The sequence below is a fragment of the Oceanospirillum beijerinckii DSM 7166 genome, from assembly GCF_000422425.1.
Lineage (GTDB): Bacteria > Pseudomonadota > Gammaproteobacteria > Pseudomonadales > Halomonadaceae > Oceanospirillum > Oceanospirillum beijerinckii.
This window is the reverse complement of record NZ_KE383828.1, coordinates 144581-160811: the sequence shown is the minus strand read 5'-3', so window position 1 is coordinate 160811 and position 16231 is coordinate 144581. Positions and strand designations below refer to the sequence as shown.

The window sequence follows — 16231 nt, the reverse complement described above, 5'->3', positions numbered from 1 at the left end:
CTTTGCGGCTTTTTCGACCTACAACAACTTATCTGGATTGGTATGATAACTAGACCAATAGTCAAAATACCGAGTTGAAAGGTGTTGTCAGAAAAAGCGTTGTGCAGGTTGAAACTCGATGTGTGCGATGATGCTATAACCATCATCGCACACAGTCCGTTTGGATGGAAAAGCGATTAAACGTGTGTCGCTTTACCATGAGTCAGCAGGGCAACGTAGTTGCAAGGGCGGTGACGGCTATCCAGCTGGTCACGGATCACTTTGTACCAGCCAGTACGACAAGCACCGGTAGAACCAGGCAGGCAGAATACCAGCGTATTGTTGGCTAGACCGCCCAGTGCACGGGACTGGATGGTAGAGGTTTTGATCTCTTCGTAAGACAGCATACGGAACAGCTCACCAAAACCGTCAATGGTTTTATCCAGCAGAGGAGCAACGGCTTCAGGGGTGCTGTCACGGCCAGAGAAACCGGTGCCACCGGTCGTAATGATGCAGTTTACGGTCTCATCGGCGATCCATTGGGACAAAACGGCGCGCAGCTTGTAGATGTCGTCCGGTGCAATGGCGTGATCTGCGACTTTATGACCCGCTTCTTCGATGCAGGCTTTTAAAGTGCCACCACTTTTATCGTTATCAAACGTGCGGGTATCAGAAACGGTCAGTACTGCAATATTCAGTGGGACTTCTACTGCAGGGATGTCATTGTTATCAACTTGTGACATAACTTTAGCCTTTTGGGGTTAGAACGGCCCTTCCCACAGAGAGTGCAGCCTGGTCAGGCGGCCTTTGCATCGATTGGAACCAGGGGAAGGGCCGTATGCTTAGTTTATTCTTTTAACTAGTTGCTTTACTTGAGTGTGAAGCACACTTCGTGCCTGTTTAATGTTGAAAATAAACCAAAACAGTCAGGCAAATTCAAATATTCGCTTTGGCTTTTTCTGGAATGTCGCTTTTGAGACAAACTGTCAGGCTGAATCATAACGGATCAGAACAGTCGCCTTATTAGCTGGTAGCTAGGTTGATGTAACAAAAAGCCAGCATTAAGCTGGCTTTTAAGGCATGGAAGAAGCAGATAAGTATTGGCTTAAACTTCAGTTAACCAACCGTGAATATCTTCTGCGTTACCCCATTGAATATCATTCAGCGCTTTGCGCAGTTTAACGGTAGTTTCACCCACTTCACCATTACCAACTTTATGCTCTTCACCTTTGTAAATCATAGTGCCTACAGGAGCCAGAACTGCCGCTGTACCGGACAGTGCTGCTTCACAACCGGGCTTAGCGATACGCTCCAGCAGCTCTTCAACGCTCAGCTTACGCTCAGTCACTTTCAGGCCCTGATCACGAGCAATCTGTAGGATAGAGTCACGGGTCACACCGTGCAGGAAGCTTTCATCCAGATCACGGGTAATCACTTCGTCACCGTCAATCAGCAGGAAGTTCGCTGCACCTGTCTCCTGAACATCGCCACCCGGACAGAACAGAACCTGGTCTACATTATACTTCTCTTTTGCTCGCATGGTCGGCAGCAGAGAGCTGGCGTAGTTACCGCCGCTCTTAATCATGCCGTTATGAGGTGCACAACGCATACCTTCGTCTTCAACCAAAATACGCAGAGCTCGGTCACCACCAGCAAAGTAGTCGCCTACCGGAGACAGTAATACATAGAAACACGCGGAATCAGAAGGTGCAGCGGCTTTACCAATAATCGGTTCAGTACCAATCAGGGTAGGGCGGATATACATGGAGCTTGGTGCTGTAGGTACTTCGTCTTTGTACTGACGAACGATATCCATGATCATACCAGTAACAAAGGCCTCATCCAGATCAGGAAGCGCCAAGAGGCGACCACTTTGTGCCATACGTGCAACATTGCGATCAATACGGAAAACTTTAACAGAACCATCAGCATGGCGGAAAGCTTTTAAGCCTTCAAAGCAGGTACTGGCATAGTGTAAAACGTGAGCACCCGGGTGTAATTGGATACTGTCGCTCGGGACCATTTCGGGCGCACTCCAGCTCGAACCGTCAAACCAGGTGATCGACATTTCAGGCATAAAAACAGAGCCGAAAGCAGGATTAGCCATGATACCTTCCTTTTAATTATATTTTCTGCGCCACCATAAAACTGTGAGCCTAACGGGTGGCAGGAATAAAACTTAATTATCTATACAAACTAAAGACTTATATTCTAATCCCGCAGTAGGAAAATTGGAATGATTGTGTGCCTATCATCATAAAAGAGTTTTACCACTTCAATTTTGGGCTTTTGCAGCTATAGGAGGCCATCTTCTCTATTAATGTAGTGAGTGTTGAGAGCAAATGAGTGCTTTATTAGTCAGAATGGCCTTGGCTTATCAATGTTAATCGGGTGACTTATCGGTCATATTTTTATGGTGATATTTTTTGTATTTTGGTTTTTTTGTGGTCTATATTTCTATTTTTATGCTTTTTTGTCTCGATATCAGCTGGTTGTGGCGGCAGTATTATTGGTTAAGGCACTGTGTCAGGTAGTCAAATACCACACGTACTCTTCGACTATTACGAAGGTCTTTATGGGCCACCAGCCAACATTTCACCTGTAATGGGTCGAGATCAGGAAGAACCCGTACCACTTCAGCTTCATTATCCCCTGTTTCAATCGGCATAATGCCAATACCTAAGCCCTGTTTTACCAACTGCCATTGCACAAGGTGATTGGCACAGATAATAGGGAAGTTTGTGTGACTCACTGAAATGCCATGCTGATTCAGTAGATTGATAAACTCATCACTGCGATCAAAGCCGATAAAGCTTACCTGAGAGAAATCAGAGTCCTTAATAGGATCGGGAAGGGTAAGGTGAGGAAAGCGTTGCAGATAACCAGGGGCAGCATAGAAAGCAGCTTGCACGTCTTTAATACGTTTAGCGATCAGATCAGGCTGAAGCGGGCGAAAAGTACGTATTGCGATATCAGCTTCATGGCGTCTCAGATCACTGGCTTCATTGGTGGCTATAATTTCTAAGGTAATGCCAGGGTGTTTATCTCTAAGGGGTTGGATCAATTCTGGCAGCACAAAAGCAGCAGTGGCCTCTGAAGCGGTAATTACCACATTGCCTTCTATAGACTCAGTTTGTCCTGAGGCTACCAGTGAAAACTGGTTTGCAGCGTTACTCATTGTTCTAACATAATCCACCAGCTTTAAACCTGCTGGTGTAAGCTCCAGACCTCTGCCATAACGTTCAAACAGAGCTATACCAAGTGATTTTTCCAAGGTGTTGACCTGTCTGCTCAGCGTGGGTTGTGTAGTCCCCAAAGCTCTCGCCGCAGCCGATAGTGAGCCCTCTTCGGCTGTCACAAGAAATGCCTTGGCATGATTCCAGTCAAAGTTGATTGAGCGCCAGTCCATCTTTCCTCTCTGTTGTTCTTGTCTCTGTCTAATATTTTCGATTTCAGCAATCGCTTTAATTGGGAAATAGGTTGCTGTCGCGATATCTGCTTACGCTTCAACCTATGCATAATTGTATATCTGAAATACCCTGATCGGGAATGCTCAATGCATTAGTGTATGCCTACTATTGCAGGTATCAATGTTGTCCTGGATGAAAAAGAGAAATAAGATGGCTTATAGCACGACTTTTTGGAACCTGATTGCCAATCATTATTCGAAACAGCCCATTGCAGATCAAAGTAGTTATGAAAAAAAAGTGGTTGCCACTCAGGAATATTTTACAAAGGAAAGCCGAGTGCTTGAGTTTGGTTGTGGAACGGGATCAACGGCACTGATACATGCGCCTTATGTTGAGCGTTATTTAGCCATCGATATTTCTGACAAGATGTTAGAAATTGCCCATGGGAAAGTCGAAAAGACTGAACTTACTAATCTTAGTCTTATGCAAACAGACCTTCATCACGTAAATAGTGATGATGAAAGCTGGAATGTAATAATAGGAATGAGTGTTTTACACTTGCTACCCGATTTGGAGCAGACGCTGCTACGAGTGTATCAGCTACTGATGCCGGGCGGTGTATTTGTTTCCAGTACAGCTTGTATCGGTGACAGTAGCCTGGGTTTTAAGCTGCTTGTACCTTTGTTTCGTTTGTTGCCTATCATACCTTCTGTATGGGGATTTTCTCAGCAGGAGCTGGTGACTATGATAGAGCGGGCTGGTTTTAATGTTGAATATCAATGGTGCCCTGGTCCGAATAAAGCCGTATTTATTGTGGCCCGCAAGCCTTACGCTGCCTGATTGTAGCGCTGTTACGATCAAGGAATAGGCATAGCGGCATTAGCCCAAGCGGTAGCCGAGACCATGTGCAGTTTGAATGACCCTTGCCGAGCCTAGCTTTTTCTCCAGTTTATTGCGTAATGTAGAGATAAACTGATCCAATGCCCGGCTTTCGGGAATGTAGTCATGACCCCAGCAGTGATTCAGAATCTGGTCTTTTGTCAGTATCTGGCCATTGCTGGAAAATAGCAGCTGCAAAAAATTCAGCTCCCTTGCTGTGATAGAGATTTGCTGATTCCTGAAATGGGCCTGCATATAGCCGGGTTTGATGGAAACCTCGCCCAGCATAAAATCAGCATTACATTGTTTTAGCTGATTTTCGGCGTACTGAGAGCGGCGATAGAGTGCATTAACTCGTGCCAGCAATGTCTCAGGGTGAAAAGGTTTTGCCAGGTAGTCGTCCGCGCCAATATTTAACCCTTGTATCTGTAACTCAGGGCTATCGAAGGCCGTGAGTAAGAGAATAGGTTGATAATACTCTTTGGCTCTGAGTTTTATGCACAGTTGAGTGCCGTCTATATGAGGCATCATAATATCCAGTACATAAAGATCAGCCCGAAAGCTTTGTGCCAGTTTCAAAGCCTCTCTTCCATCTGCAGCTGCACAGCACTCATAACCCTGCTTTTTAAATAATGCGGTCAAACCATTTCTGATATTCCTATCATCATCCGCTAACAAAATTTTCATGGTATTACTCTTGTTGCAAAGGTTGGTAGGGCAGGGTGATCTCAAAGCGTGTACCTTGCTTTGTGTGTTTATGAGAGTTGTCACTTGTAACAGGCTTTAGCAGTCGCACCTCTCCACCTGCTCTGTGAACCAATCGGTGGCAAACTGAGAGACCTAAGCCAAAGCCTTTTTCACGTGCTTTAGAGTTCTGGTAGGGCTGGAAAATATGACTGATGCTTTCGGTAGGAATACCTGGGCCAGTATCTGTAAACTGAATCACCAGCATCTGTTGTTTAAACTCTGAGCGTATAAACACGAGGCTGCCAGCAGCATATTTGGTCGCATTATCCAGTAAGTTATTTAACACACATTGCAGAGCCAATTGGTTAAATGCGACGGTCTCAGGTGTCGCTAGGTCTGTTGTTACTTTGATATTTTCCGATGACAGTGCTGGCTGGAAGCTCTTAACCGCTTCTGTAATAGTGAGGTTTGGAATCGTAGACACAAGGGCAGTAGCAGAGTCTGCTGCCGGGCTGGCTAGCATGATGGCATTATCTACCAGATTACTGAGCCGCTGGCACTCCATTTCCAAGACGTCACAAAAGTGCTCACGTTCATCTTTGGATGCTTCGTCTCTGAGTAGGCTTGAGTATAGACGTAGATTTGTCAGTGGTGTGCGGAATTCATGGGCCAGTTGTGCAGTATAGGTGGTTCGAAGCTTTAACTGCTGCTGTTGCTCCCTGTGCTTGAGATAAAGCTGAATAGCCAGTGCCATAAATAAGATATAAATAGGTGAGAGCACCGCGATATAGGCAGGATAGAGTGATTGATTGTCCGGGAGTAACGCTGAAGAACGTTCTGGGTGTTTAGGCTCTGAGTATCTCAGTGACCAGGCTTCAAAAGGAGGCATTAATGGCTGAGAGATAGCCTTAGAAACTGAAGTCTTTTTTTCTGCTGTTTTAGATACAGAGGCAGTTTGAACTAAGCTCAGTGACAGACTTGTGTGTTGTTCTTGCTCCTGCTCCTGAAAAACTATCCGGCTTAATTCATCTTCCAGCCACTGGGCGCTCAATAAGACACAATAGCTGTTTTGTTTTTTTCCTGAAGGAGACCAGCAGTTTAACAAAATTTGGCCTTTTGTATCCGTGGAGGCAAAAGTTGTAGTATCTAGCTGCTGCTGTTGGCTTATTAGAGCTTGTTGGGTCAGTGCATTAAACTGTGTCTGATATTGACGCAGTAGTACCTTTTCGGCAAATAAGGCTCCTACAGATTTTTCTGGAGGGAATATGCGTTGTCCAGCGTGAGACGTGATTGTAATCAGGTCAACACCCTGTCGAGATAGGATAAGTTCTCTCAGACGATCAGAGCTGTATTCAATTAATTCAATTCGTTGATGCCACTGCTTTAGCGCATCACGCAGCCTATGGTCGATCCTCTGGGTAAAACGGTTGAGTTGGTATTCAAGCAAGGCCTGTTGTTCCAGTTGGCGCGAAGCCTTTTCATTGTTGAGTGCTTTTATGCCAAGAGCGGAGATAACTACAATGGGAATAAGTACCAGGGATATTAGGCTCCAAGCTGCAGAATCCAGTTTGATCATAAATATTCCGGTACTTACCTATTGGTTGTTTAAACCTGGTTGTTTAAACCTGGTTGTTTAAACCTGGTTGTTGTCAGCCGACAAGTGAGGCCATTTTGTTTCTAGTGAGCGCTTTCTTTATCGGTGATTTGTTCGGAAGCGCAGGCATAGCCTCTCACTTTCAAATAGTCACAAGCATCAGAAATATTCTCGCTGGCCGCCAGCTGGAGAAACACAACAGCTTCTGACCTGTCGGCCTGAGTGCCAATACCTTCATACAAGGCGATGCCATAGTGATAGCGAGCAAGACTGGAATATCCTGCCTCATCCCTGGACAGAGCTCCACGCTTCATTAGTGCCGTAGACTTTTGGAGGTCTTTTTTAACACCAACGCCTGCTTCATAAATCTGTGCCAGCCATAACATAGAATAAACATCGTTCCAACGCTCGATACAATCTTCAAAAATCCTGATAGCAGCCCGATGATCTCCGGTTTTATCTGCGGCATAGCCATATAGACATTTCATACGTTTATCACTGTCAATCCAGGCGGTATAGGACAGATCACTGGTATTTAACTCGGCACCATCAGTCTGCTCTGCGTGGGTGATTTGACTAATAGCTAATGTGCCGACCAGAAGAGTCGATAAGAAGTAGATCAATGATAGAGGTTGCGGAATAAACATGACTAAACTCCTTTTAAGCCGGGTAGCACAGATAGTTGATAGTTAAGAGCACCATCCATAGGCCTATCTCTAATGTTTCTGTAATGGGCTGGATGCGTCGTAGTGCACCATAGATATGAACTGCCAGCATAAAAGAGAACACTAGCGTCAACATCTCAAAGGTAAATTCAACACTTTCACCAGTAAAAGCTGCTTTGAAGATAAAATATTCTACAAGTAGGATAAATGCGCCCAAACAACGACCAAAATAGACAGTAAGGTCCTTTTCCTCGGGTAGTTTCCACCTCAGTATCCTGGCCCAGGATATAGGCGTTACAAATAATGGAATCGCAAAAGTCAGCGTAGTAACTGAGCCTAATATCCATAAATATGTTGTAGCGTATTGGGCATACATTCCCTGCATAACATCTCCTCTAATCTGTTTTGTTTAAATAGATGAAGTTTGATCTTCGGCTGATCGCTGAGACTATCTTCTCTGGCAGACTGAAGTGTCAGAAATATGTAAGGATTGGCGCTAAGCAACAAGGATAGGGCTTGTTTATGGTTGTGATAACTTAGTTTTCAGTCTGGATGCAGGTTGGTATTGATCTTTGTGGGGCTTATGTTTTTTATTTTTTAACTTATTGATTTTTATTGATTTTTTTCTTTGGCATAACTTTTGATTGTTACCTCGGGATAGAGATTCGTGCAGTGAGCTTTTCAACCAGGCTCAGATGAAGACAACAAAAATAAGGCGTTAACGGAATTCTATTCCGGATACCAGCCGAACCGTGGTGAACAGGAGATTGGCATGCCCCAATTGGAAACCTTTTACGAGGTGATGCGACGTCAGGGGATCACCCGTCGCAGCTTTCTTAAATACTGTAGTCTGACCGCTGCAGCTCTGGGTTTAGGCCCGACATACGCCCCGCAGATTGCCCATGCGATGGAAACAAAACAGCGGACTCCTGTGCTCTGGTTGCACGGTCTGGAGTGTACCTGCTGTTCCGAGTCCTTTATTCGTTCTGCGCACCCGCTGGTAAAAGATGTGGTGCTTTCTATGATCTCGCTGGATTATGACGACACCCTGATGGCATCGGCAGGTCATCAGGCTGAGGCGATTCTGGAAGAGACGATACAGAAGTATAAAGGCGAATATATTCTGGCAGTGGAAGGTAACCCGCCGCTGAATGAAGACGGCATGTTCTGTATTGTTGGCGGTAAGCCATTCCTGGATCAGCTGAAACATGCAGCGAAAGATGCTAAAGCTGTGATTGCATGGGGTTCCTGTGCGTCCTGGGGCTGTGTGCAGGCGGCGCGTCCTAATCCAACCCAGGCGGTACCGATTCATAAAGTGATCACCGATAAGCCGATTATCAAGGTGCCGGGTTGTCCGCCTATTGCAGAAGTTATGACAGGTGTAATCACCTATATGCTGACTTTTGGCAAGCTGCCAGAGCTGGATCGTCAGGGTCGTCCTAAGATGTTCTACGGTCAGCGTATTCACGATAAATGCTATCGCCGCCCGCATTTTGATGCCGGGCAGTTTGTGGAAGAGTGGGACGATGAAGGCGCACGTAAAGGCTACTGTCTCTATAAAGTCGGCTGTAAAGGGCCAACCACCTATAACGCCTGCTCCACGGTACGTTGGAACGAAGGTATCTCTTTCCCAATTCAGGCCGGTCACGGTTGTATCGGTTGTTCCGAAGACGGTTTCTGGGACAAGGGCAGCTTCTATGAGCGCCTGAGCAATATCCCTCAGTTTGGTATTGAGAAAAACGCCGATGAGATCGGTACAGCAGTGGCTGGTGCAGTCGGTACCGCCATTGCCGCTCATGCGGCGGTTAGCGCCGTGAAACGTGCCACAGCTAAGGGAGATCAGGAATAATGAACGATTTTAACGCCAGTAATCTGGATAACAGTGGCCGTCGTATTGTTGTTGATCCGGTCACCCGTATTGAAGGCCACATGCGCTGCGAAGTGAATGTGGACGAAAACAATATTATTCGTAACGCGGTTTCTACCGGTACCATGTGGCGTGGTCTGGAAGTGATTCTAAAAGGTCGTGATCCCCGTGATGCCTGGGCCTTTGTAGAGCGTATCTGTGGTGTATGTACCGGGACTCATGCACTGACCTCAGTGCGCGCAGTAGAAGATGCGCTGGATATTCAAATTCCACTCAATGCCCATATCATCCGTCATATGATGGATAAAACTTTGCAGGTGCACGATCATATTGTGCATTTCTACCACCTGCATGCCTTGGATTGGGTAAACCCTGTTAACGCCTTAAAGGCTGATCCGAAAGCCACGTCTGAACTGCAGAAGATGGTTTCCCCATCGCATCCCAAGTCATCTCCGGGTTACTTTAAAGATATCCAGACCCGTCTGAAGAAGTTTGTTGAAACCGGTCAGCTCGGTCTGTTTGCCAACGGTTATTGGGATAACCCGGCTTATAAATTGCCACCGGAAGCGGATCTGATGGCGGTAGCACACTATCTGGAAGCGCTGGATCTGCAGAAAGATATCGCCAAGATTCACGCCATTTTTGGCGGTAAAAACCCGCATCCAAACTATATGGTCGGCGGTGTCGCCTGTGCTATTAACCTGGATGATGTTGGAGCCGCCGGTGCACCGGTGAATATGACCAGCCTGAACTTTGTGCTGGAGCGTATTAACGAAGCCCGTGCCTTTACCAAAAACGTCTATCTGCCAGATGTGATGGCGGTGGCCAGTATCTATAAGAACTGGCTCTATGGCGGTGGTCTGGCGTCCGAGAATCTGCTGTCTTACGGAACCTATACTCAGGTGCCGTACGATAAATCCACTGATCTGCTGCCTGCGGGTGCCATTGTTAATGGTAACTGGGATGAAGTGCTGCCGGTGGATGTGCGTGATCCGAATGAGATTCAGGAGTTTGTTTCCCACAGTTGGTACAGCTATGGTGATGATACTAAGGGGCTGCACCCCTGGGATGGTGTTACCGAACCTAAGTTCGAGTTAGGGCCAAAAACGAAGGGGACCAAGACCAACATTAAAGAGCTGGACGAATCGGCTAAGTACAGTTGGATTAAAGCGCCTCGCTGGAAAGGTCATGCTATGGAAGTAGGGCCGCTGGCGCGTTATATCATCGCTTATGCTTCCGGTAAGGAATATATACAGGAGCAGGTAGATCGTTCTCTGTCCACCTTTAATCAGGCCACAGGCCATGATCTGGGCCTGAAGCAGTTCCTGCCGTCTACTTTGGGTCGTACTCTGGCCCGTGCGCTGGAATGTGAGTTGTGTGCGGATTCCATGCTGGATGACTGGCATCAGCTGATCAATAACATCAAAAACGGCGATAGCTCGACGGCGAATACCGAGAAGTGGGACCCCTCCAGCTGGCCAAAAGAAGCCAAAGGTGTCGGCATTAACGAGGCACCGCGCGGCGCTCTGGGTCACTGGATCAAGATCAAAGATGGCAAGATTGAAAACTATCAGGCCATCGTACCAACCACCTGGAACGGTACGCCACGGGATCACAACGGCAATATCGGTGCCTTCGAGGCGGCTCTGCTGAATACGCCGATGGAGCGCCCGGATGAGCCGGTAGAGATTCTGCGTACGCTGCACAGTTTTGATCCTTGTCTGGCCTGTTCCACCCATGTGATGTCGCCGGATGGTCAGGAGCTGACTAAGGTGAAAATTCGCTAACCGCTGTCCATTAACGATCCCATGAAGACCTGCTGCTGAGTGATTTGTTTGCTCAGTAGCCGGGACCAGGGTTCAAGGAGTTTGTTATGAGTGATGAGCTTAAACAACGCAAACAAACCGCGGTTTATGTGTATGAAGCACCGCTGCGGCTCTGGCACTGGGTCACGGTCTTTTCGATCGTGACATTGTGTGTGACGGGGTATTTTATCGGTTCGCCGCTGCCGTCTCAGCCAGGCGAAGCGATTGATAATTACCTGATGGGTTATATCCGTTTTGCCCACTTTACTGCAGGTTATATTCTGGCAATTGCCTTTATTGGTCGTATCTACTGGGCCTTTGTCGGTAATAGCCACGCCCGTGAACTGTTTCTGGTACCACTGTTTAGCGGCAAGTGGTGGAAGGAAGTGGGTCACGAGTTACGCTGGTATCTGTTTCTGGAAAAGACACCACGTAAATATATTGGCCATAACCCGCTGGGTCAGCTGGCGATGTTCTTTTTCTTTGTTCTGGGCAACACCTTTATGATTTTTACCGGGTTTGCTTTGTATGGAGAGGGGCTGGGTGCCGGTAGTTGGGCTGATCAGTGGTTTGGCTGGATTATTCCTATGATGGGGCAGAGTCAGGATGTGCATACCTGGCACCATCTGGGTATGTGGTATCTGATCACTTTTGTCATGATCCATGTCTATGTGGCGATTCGTGAAGACATTATGTCCCGCCAGAGTCTGATCTCGACTATGGTCGGTGGCTGGCGCATGTTTAAAGATGATCGTCCCGATTAATATCAGCCACTTCCTTCTCCTCATTGGAAGGGGTTACTGTTATCGGATGATACTTTAACGGGTGCAAGTCATGGGTTTCGGGGCCTGCACTACTTTCAGGCCGGGATTTTTCCCGGCTTTTTTCCATTTTAGCCAATCTCTTTTGATAAAAGGGGCTATTAAAAACAACTGTCTTTTGGAAAAGAGAGCCAAGCAAGAGACCTGAGAATGGAAGTAAAAAATAAATCAACACGGACACATCTTAGTAGGCAATCCATAAACAATAGTGGGCAATCCATAAACAAACCTTTTCAGGTCAGAAAGCCAGAACACCCTGGTCGTTTTCTTGAACGCTGCTATCTTAACCCTCTGCACATCAGTCAAGCGGACCTGGCGCGGCAGCTTGCTATTTCCCGTCGTCGGGTAAACGAGATCGTCAATGGTCAGAGAGCAATCTCCGCGGACACAGCCCTGAAACTGGCGCAATTCTTTAATACGGACCCTATGCTATGGCTGGAGAAACAACAGTTATGGGAGCTGTATCTGGCCAGTCGAAGTGGGTAGTGCTGTAACGCCCGTAAGCCCGTTTCTGGCTTATTTCCCCAGAGTATCCAACTAGAGTAAAAATACGAGACAGCTTATACCAGTGTCTTGCCATTGTGAGTTTGATCAAATATTATTGCGTAACTGGTTACGTAACTAGTTTTTTTCTATGCCTTTTCTATATCGAGTGAATGTGGAGTGCCGTAATGGCTAGGATTTTGTTTAGCGAGTGGGAACAAGATGTCCAACGATAAAATGCAGGGTTTTGGCAATCTTTCCTTGGGTAGCCGCTTAAAGCGTTTATCTGATCGTATGATGCAGGATGTAACCGCCATCTATCAGGCTCATGGTATTCCACTGAATCCATCATTTTTTCCTCTGTTTAATCTGTTATTGCAGCAAGGGGCAATGTCGGTAACGGAAGCAGCGGAGCATCTTGGGGTCAGTCACCCTGCCGTCAGTAAAATCGCTAAGAAGATGATGGAGGAGGGTTGGCTCAACAAGCAGCCTGACCCCAGGGATGAACGTCGCCAACAACTGTTTTTGACCGATCAAAGTGGTCAGCTATTAGAGCAGATTCAACCGGTATGGCGTGAGATCAGAGGTTATCTGGATGATCTGATGGACGAGCAGGAATATCCGTTTTTACCGTCACTGAATGACTTCGAACAGAAGCTGAATAAGCAAGGCTTTGTGCAGCCGGTTTTGGAGCGACTCAACACTCGTAAACAGGTGATTGATGTTGAGGTGATCGGTTGGCAACCGGCATTACGGGATCATTTTAAGCGTCTTAATAAAGCCTGGCTGGATGCGTTCTTTGATGGCGAAATGATTGAGCAGGATAGACAGGCACTGGACCAGCCAGAAAGTTATTACCTGGCAAAAGGCGGTTATATCTGGTTTGCCCGGATTAATGGCGGTTCAGGAGATGATGCGGTGAAGTTGTCGGAAGACACCCGACGTATCGTCGGTTGTGTGGCTCTGGCACGACATAGCTGGGATCGTTTCGAGATCTCCAAAATGGGGGTGGAAGAGCCCATTCAGGGTCTCGGGGTTGGTCGAAAGTTATTGCTGGCCGCATTAGATAAAGCCCGTGATCTGGGGGCAAAAGAGGTCTATCTGGAGAGTGCGACTAAATTGGAGCGGGCGATTCAGTTGTATAGAAATATGGGCTTTGTTGAGATACCTCATCCCAACGGCCAATCTATTTATCCCCGCTCGGATATCTATATGACCTTAAGCCTGTAGTCCGTTAGCTCATTTGAGTTTTTGATATGCAGACCATGAGAAATGCCGGAGCTACTCGGCAGAGCAAGAATTTGTAAAGCGTGTTATCCGTGTTAAAGCGTGCGTGGGAGAAGATCTATGTCGGTTGAAAATACAATGTCATCAGCAGGCAGTGTTACAGAGCCATTAACGAAGAACCATGAGTTTCTGGCAGGCGCTAAAGCGACGATTCCGTTAATCGTGGGTGCGATTCCATTTGGTATTATTTTTGGCACCCTGGCTGAGCCCAGTGGTCTTTCGGCTGTAGGTGCCCTGGCTATGTCGTTGTTTGTTTTTGCGGGTTCCGCCCAGTTTATTGCCTTGGGGCTTTTGGCTGGCGGTGCTGCATTACCGGTGATTATTGCCACCACTTTTATCGTTAATCTACGTCATATGTTGTATGCCGCGAATCTGGTGCCTAAGGTACGTCATCTACCGCAACACTGGCGGGCGTTAATGGCCTTTGGTCTGACCGATGAGACCTTTGCAGCGGTCAGTAACCGCTATTTACTGCAGGATGATGTACGTAATGCGCACTGGTTTTATCTTGGTTCTTTTTGTGCCATGTACGGTAACTGGGTGCTCTGTACCGCTTTAGGTGTGGGCTTAGGTGAACTCTTCCCGGATATGACCCAATGGGGCCTGGACTTTGCCATGTCGGTGACCTTTATCGGTATGGTTGTCCCTTATCTGAAAAATAAGCCTATGTGGGCAGCCGTGATTGTTGCGGGAGCTATGGCTGTGGCAACAGCTACGATGCCCCATAAGTTAGGCCTTATTGTCTCTGCGGTATGTGGAATTGCCGTGGGTTTATCGCTACTGATGTTGGACAAAGGTAAGCCGGAACAGATCTCTAAGCAAAACGCAGAGCAGCCAAATGAAGCTCAAAGCGCTGTACAGCAAAGTGTTACATCTCAAACAAAAACTGAGGAGGGTAAGTAATGGCTGATAGTTCGATCAACGAAGTGGCGCTGATTTTTGGTATGTTCCTGGCCACCTTCAGTACCCGTTACCTGTTATTTGCTGTCGCTGGCAGAGTGCATTTTCCAACCTGGCTCAGTAACGCTTTAAGCTTTGTGCCACCAGCGGTTTTAACGGCGATTATTGTACCTGCAGTATTGATGCCCCAGGGAGAAGTATGGTTTAGCTGGCAAAACCCTTGGTTACTAGCTGCTCTTGCATCAGTGGTTATTGCTTTGGTACTGAAGGATCTGCTGAAAACCATTGTCGGTGGAATGTTGGTATTTATGCTACTGAAGTTTGGCCTGGGTTTAGGCTGATCAGAAACTTGGCTGTTGCATTAGCTTGTTAAGTGCTGGTTCGGCTTGAGTTGAACTTTTGCTTAATCAAGCTGACTAATACCTTGATTAAGCAAATTGTTTGCCCCGTTTATTGCTGGATAGCGGGGCTTTTTTGTGTTTTCTGAAAACTTTAATTGTTCAAGAGGCTATTTTTTTACTTTAGATTGATCTTAACCTGTTGAGATCAATAACTTTTTTCAACTTGCCTTGAAATTCTCTAATTTGACCTCTGTGTTTTCTCCCTGTATTGTGCGCCCGTTATCTGGTCACTCTGTCAGTTTTCAGCAGAGTGTTAAATGGGAAGTCGGTGCGTTTTTACTTTTTACAATCCCGACACTGCCCCCGCAACGGTAAATTGGTGTAGTTATTTCATAGGCCACTGTCGAATGAAGATGCATTTGATGGGAAGGCGAAATAATCGAATCGATCATTTCTGACGGTTCACCAATGAGTCCGGAGACCAGCCTGATAAAGTGTTTCATTGGTGTTGCGGAGGGCTTCACCGGCGATAAGGAAACGATTAGGTTGCTCGCACCCTCACAGAAATAGGGACGTGCCATAAGTTCCAGTCGTTTCCCTGTATGCTTTTCCTCCCCAACTCCGCCTGTTTATTTCATCAGACGGAGCAATCTTCGTGTTTAACTGTTTTTCTGATCGTTCTTCAGCACTGCGTAAACTGCTGTTATCTACTGTTGCTGCAGGCTGCTTGTCTGCCTCGACAGCGCAAGCCCATTTTCAGATGATCTATACCCCTGAGTTGCTTCAGGAACGGGGTGGTCAGCTATCTCTGAAAATGCCTTTTACCCACCCGGCAGCCAGCGGTCATGTGATGACCATTGACCAGCCAGAAGCGTTTTATCAGATCCGTAAAGGCAAAAAAACAGATCTGCTGGATCAGGTAAAGACGACCCAATGGACCAGCTCCGAAAATACCGGTGTTTCTTATCAGGCCGATGTACGCCTGCGTGGTCTGGGTGACAATATTTTTGTCCTGCAAAGCGCCCCTTATCTGGAAGAGTCTGAAGATATTTATATTCAGCAGTTTGCTAAAACTATCGTTAACGTGGGTAGCCTGCCAACAGACTGGGATGCAGAACTGAATCTGCCAGCAGAAATTGTACCTCTAACCAAACCTTACGCTCTGTATGAAGGTGGCAGCTTTACTGGCATCGTTAAAAGCCAGGGCAAACCGGTTCCATTTGCTGAGATTGAAGTGGAATACATCAACTACGAACCGGATATGGCAGCGGATAAGTTTGCTGACAAAGCTAATATCAATCCTCCTGCGGATGCTTTTGTCACCATGACTATTAAAGCCGATGCTAACGGTACTTTTACTTTTGCTCTGCCCAAAGCTGGTCAGTGGGGATTCTGTGCTCTGGGCGTAGGCCCGAATACCGAGCATAACGGCAAAGAACTGTCGCAGGATGCCGTGATCTGGGTGCAGGCACACCCGGTGATGAGCAACTGATTCAGCAGTGACTTATTAATA

At 46.8% G+C, this 16231-nt stretch carries 16 protein-coding genes and 1 riboswitch; of the genes, 9 read left to right on the top strand and 7 right to left on the bottom strand.

The window, feature by feature from the left end:
• Positions 1-176: 176 nt before the first annotated feature.
• The 3 genes from moaB to H579_RS0119385 all read right to left on the bottom strand — a co-directional run bounded on the left by moaB (position 177) and on the right by H579_RS0119385 (position 3388).
• A complete protein-coding gene (gene moaB, locus H579_RS0119395) occupies positions 177-722 on the bottom strand; it encodes a molybdenum cofactor biosynthesis protein B (protein WP_036566842.1) in 546 nt (181 codons plus the stop codon).
• 362 nt (positions 723-1084) lie between these two features.
• Complete coding sequence (locus H579_RS0119390) at positions 1085-2086, bottom strand: branched-chain amino acid aminotransferase (protein WP_028302028.1); 1002 nt, start codon at positions 2084-2086, stop codon at positions 1085-1087.
• Between the two features lie 399 nt (positions 2087-2485).
• A complete protein-coding gene (locus tag H579_RS0119385) occupies positions 2486-3388 on the bottom strand; it encodes a LysR family transcriptional regulator (RefSeq protein ID WP_028302027.1) in 903 nt (300 codons plus the stop codon).
• Positions 3389-3599: 211 nt separating this feature from the next.
• Here H579_RS0119385 and H579_RS0119380 point away from each other — a divergent pair, with 211 nt between their 5' ends.
• Positions 3600-4229 carry a class I SAM-dependent DNA methyltransferase gene (locus H579_RS0119380; protein WP_028302026.1) on the top strand — a complete coding sequence of 210 codons (630 nt, stop codon included), beginning with the start codon at positions 3600-3602 and terminating at the stop codon, positions 4227-4229.
• A gap of 39 nt (positions 4230-4268) precedes the next feature.
• Here H579_RS0119380 and H579_RS0119375 read toward each other — a convergent pair whose 3' ends face one another.
• From H579_RS0119375 to H579_RS0119360, 4 genes are all read right to left on the bottom strand, one after another.
• The gene (locus H579_RS0119375; protein WP_028302025.1) at positions 4269-4955 is read right to left on the bottom strand and encodes a response regulator transcription factor; all 687 of its coding nucleotides are present in this window, start codon (positions 4953-4955) and stop codon (positions 4269-4271) included.
• Positions 4956-4959: 4 nt separating this feature from the next.
• A complete protein-coding gene (locus tag H579_RS0119370) occupies positions 4960-6531 on the bottom strand; it encodes a sensor histidine kinase (RefSeq protein WP_028302024.1) in 1572 nt (523 codons plus the stop codon).
• 101 nt (positions 6532-6632) lie between these two features.
• Complete coding sequence (locus tag H579_RS26695; protein ID WP_157834667.1) at positions 6633-7196, bottom strand: tetratricopeptide repeat protein; 564 nt, start codon at positions 7194-7196, stop codon at positions 6633-6635.
• 13 nt (positions 7197-7209) lie between these two features.
• A complete protein-coding gene (locus H579_RS0119360) occupies positions 7210-7599 on the bottom strand; it encodes a hypothetical protein (protein ID WP_028302023.1) in 390 nt (129 codons plus the stop codon).
• A gap of 387 nt (positions 7600-7986) precedes the next feature.
• Here H579_RS0119360 and H579_RS0119355 point away from each other — a divergent pair, with 387 nt between their 5' ends.
• The 8 genes from H579_RS0119355 to H579_RS0119320 all read left to right on the top strand — a co-directional run bounded on the left by H579_RS0119355 (position 7987) and on the right by H579_RS0119320 (position 16210).
• Positions 7987-9063, top strand: coding sequence for a hydrogenase small subunit (locus tag H579_RS0119355; RefSeq protein ID WP_036566841.1), 1077 nt, complete (start codon positions 7987-7989; stop codon positions 9061-9063).
• Positions 9063-10868 carry a nickel-dependent hydrogenase large subunit gene (locus tag H579_RS0119350; RefSeq protein WP_028302021.1) on the top strand — a complete coding sequence of 602 codons (1806 nt, stop codon included), beginning with the start codon at positions 9063-9065 and terminating at the stop codon, positions 10866-10868. The genes H579_RS0119355 and H579_RS0119350 overlap by 1 nt, the downstream gene beginning before the upstream one ends.
• A gap of 86 nt (positions 10869-10954) precedes the next feature.
• Positions 10955-11650 carry a Ni/Fe-hydrogenase, b-type cytochrome subunit gene (gene cybH / locus H579_RS0119345; protein WP_028302020.1) on the top strand — a complete coding sequence of 232 codons (696 nt, stop codon included), beginning with the start codon at positions 10955-10957 and terminating at the stop codon, positions 11648-11650.
• Positions 11651-11857: 207 nt separating this feature from the next.
• Complete coding sequence (locus H579_RS26690; protein WP_051227961.1) at positions 11858-12193, top strand: HigA family addiction module antitoxin; 336 nt, start codon at positions 11858-11860, stop codon at positions 12191-12193.
• A 219-nt stretch (positions 12194-12412) separates the two neighbouring features.
• Complete coding sequence (locus tag H579_RS0119335) at positions 12413-13420, top strand: bifunctional helix-turn-helix transcriptional regulator/GNAT family N-acetyltransferase (RefSeq protein ID WP_245583315.1); 1008 nt, start codon at positions 12413-12415, stop codon at positions 13418-13420.
• A gap of 117 nt (positions 13421-13537) precedes the next feature.
• Positions 13538-14380, top strand: coding sequence for an AzlC family ABC transporter permease (locus H579_RS26685; protein ID WP_245583314.1), 843 nt, complete (start codon positions 13538-13540; stop codon positions 14378-14380).
• A complete protein-coding gene (locus H579_RS0119325; RefSeq protein ID WP_036566838.1) occupies positions 14380-14718 on the top strand; it encodes an AzlD domain-containing protein in 339 nt (112 codons plus the stop codon). The genes H579_RS26685 and H579_RS0119325 overlap by 1 nt, the downstream gene beginning before the upstream one ends.
• 267 nt (positions 14719-14985) lie before the next feature.
• Positions 14986-15222: riboswitch (cobalamin riboswitch) on the top strand.
• Positions 15223-15373: 151 nt separating this feature from the next.
• Positions 15374-16210, top strand: a complete 837-nt coding sequence (locus tag H579_RS0119320; RefSeq protein ID WP_245583313.1) for a DUF4198 domain-containing protein — start codon at positions 15374-15376, stop codon at positions 16208-16210.
• Positions 16211-16231: the final 21 nt, after the last annotated feature.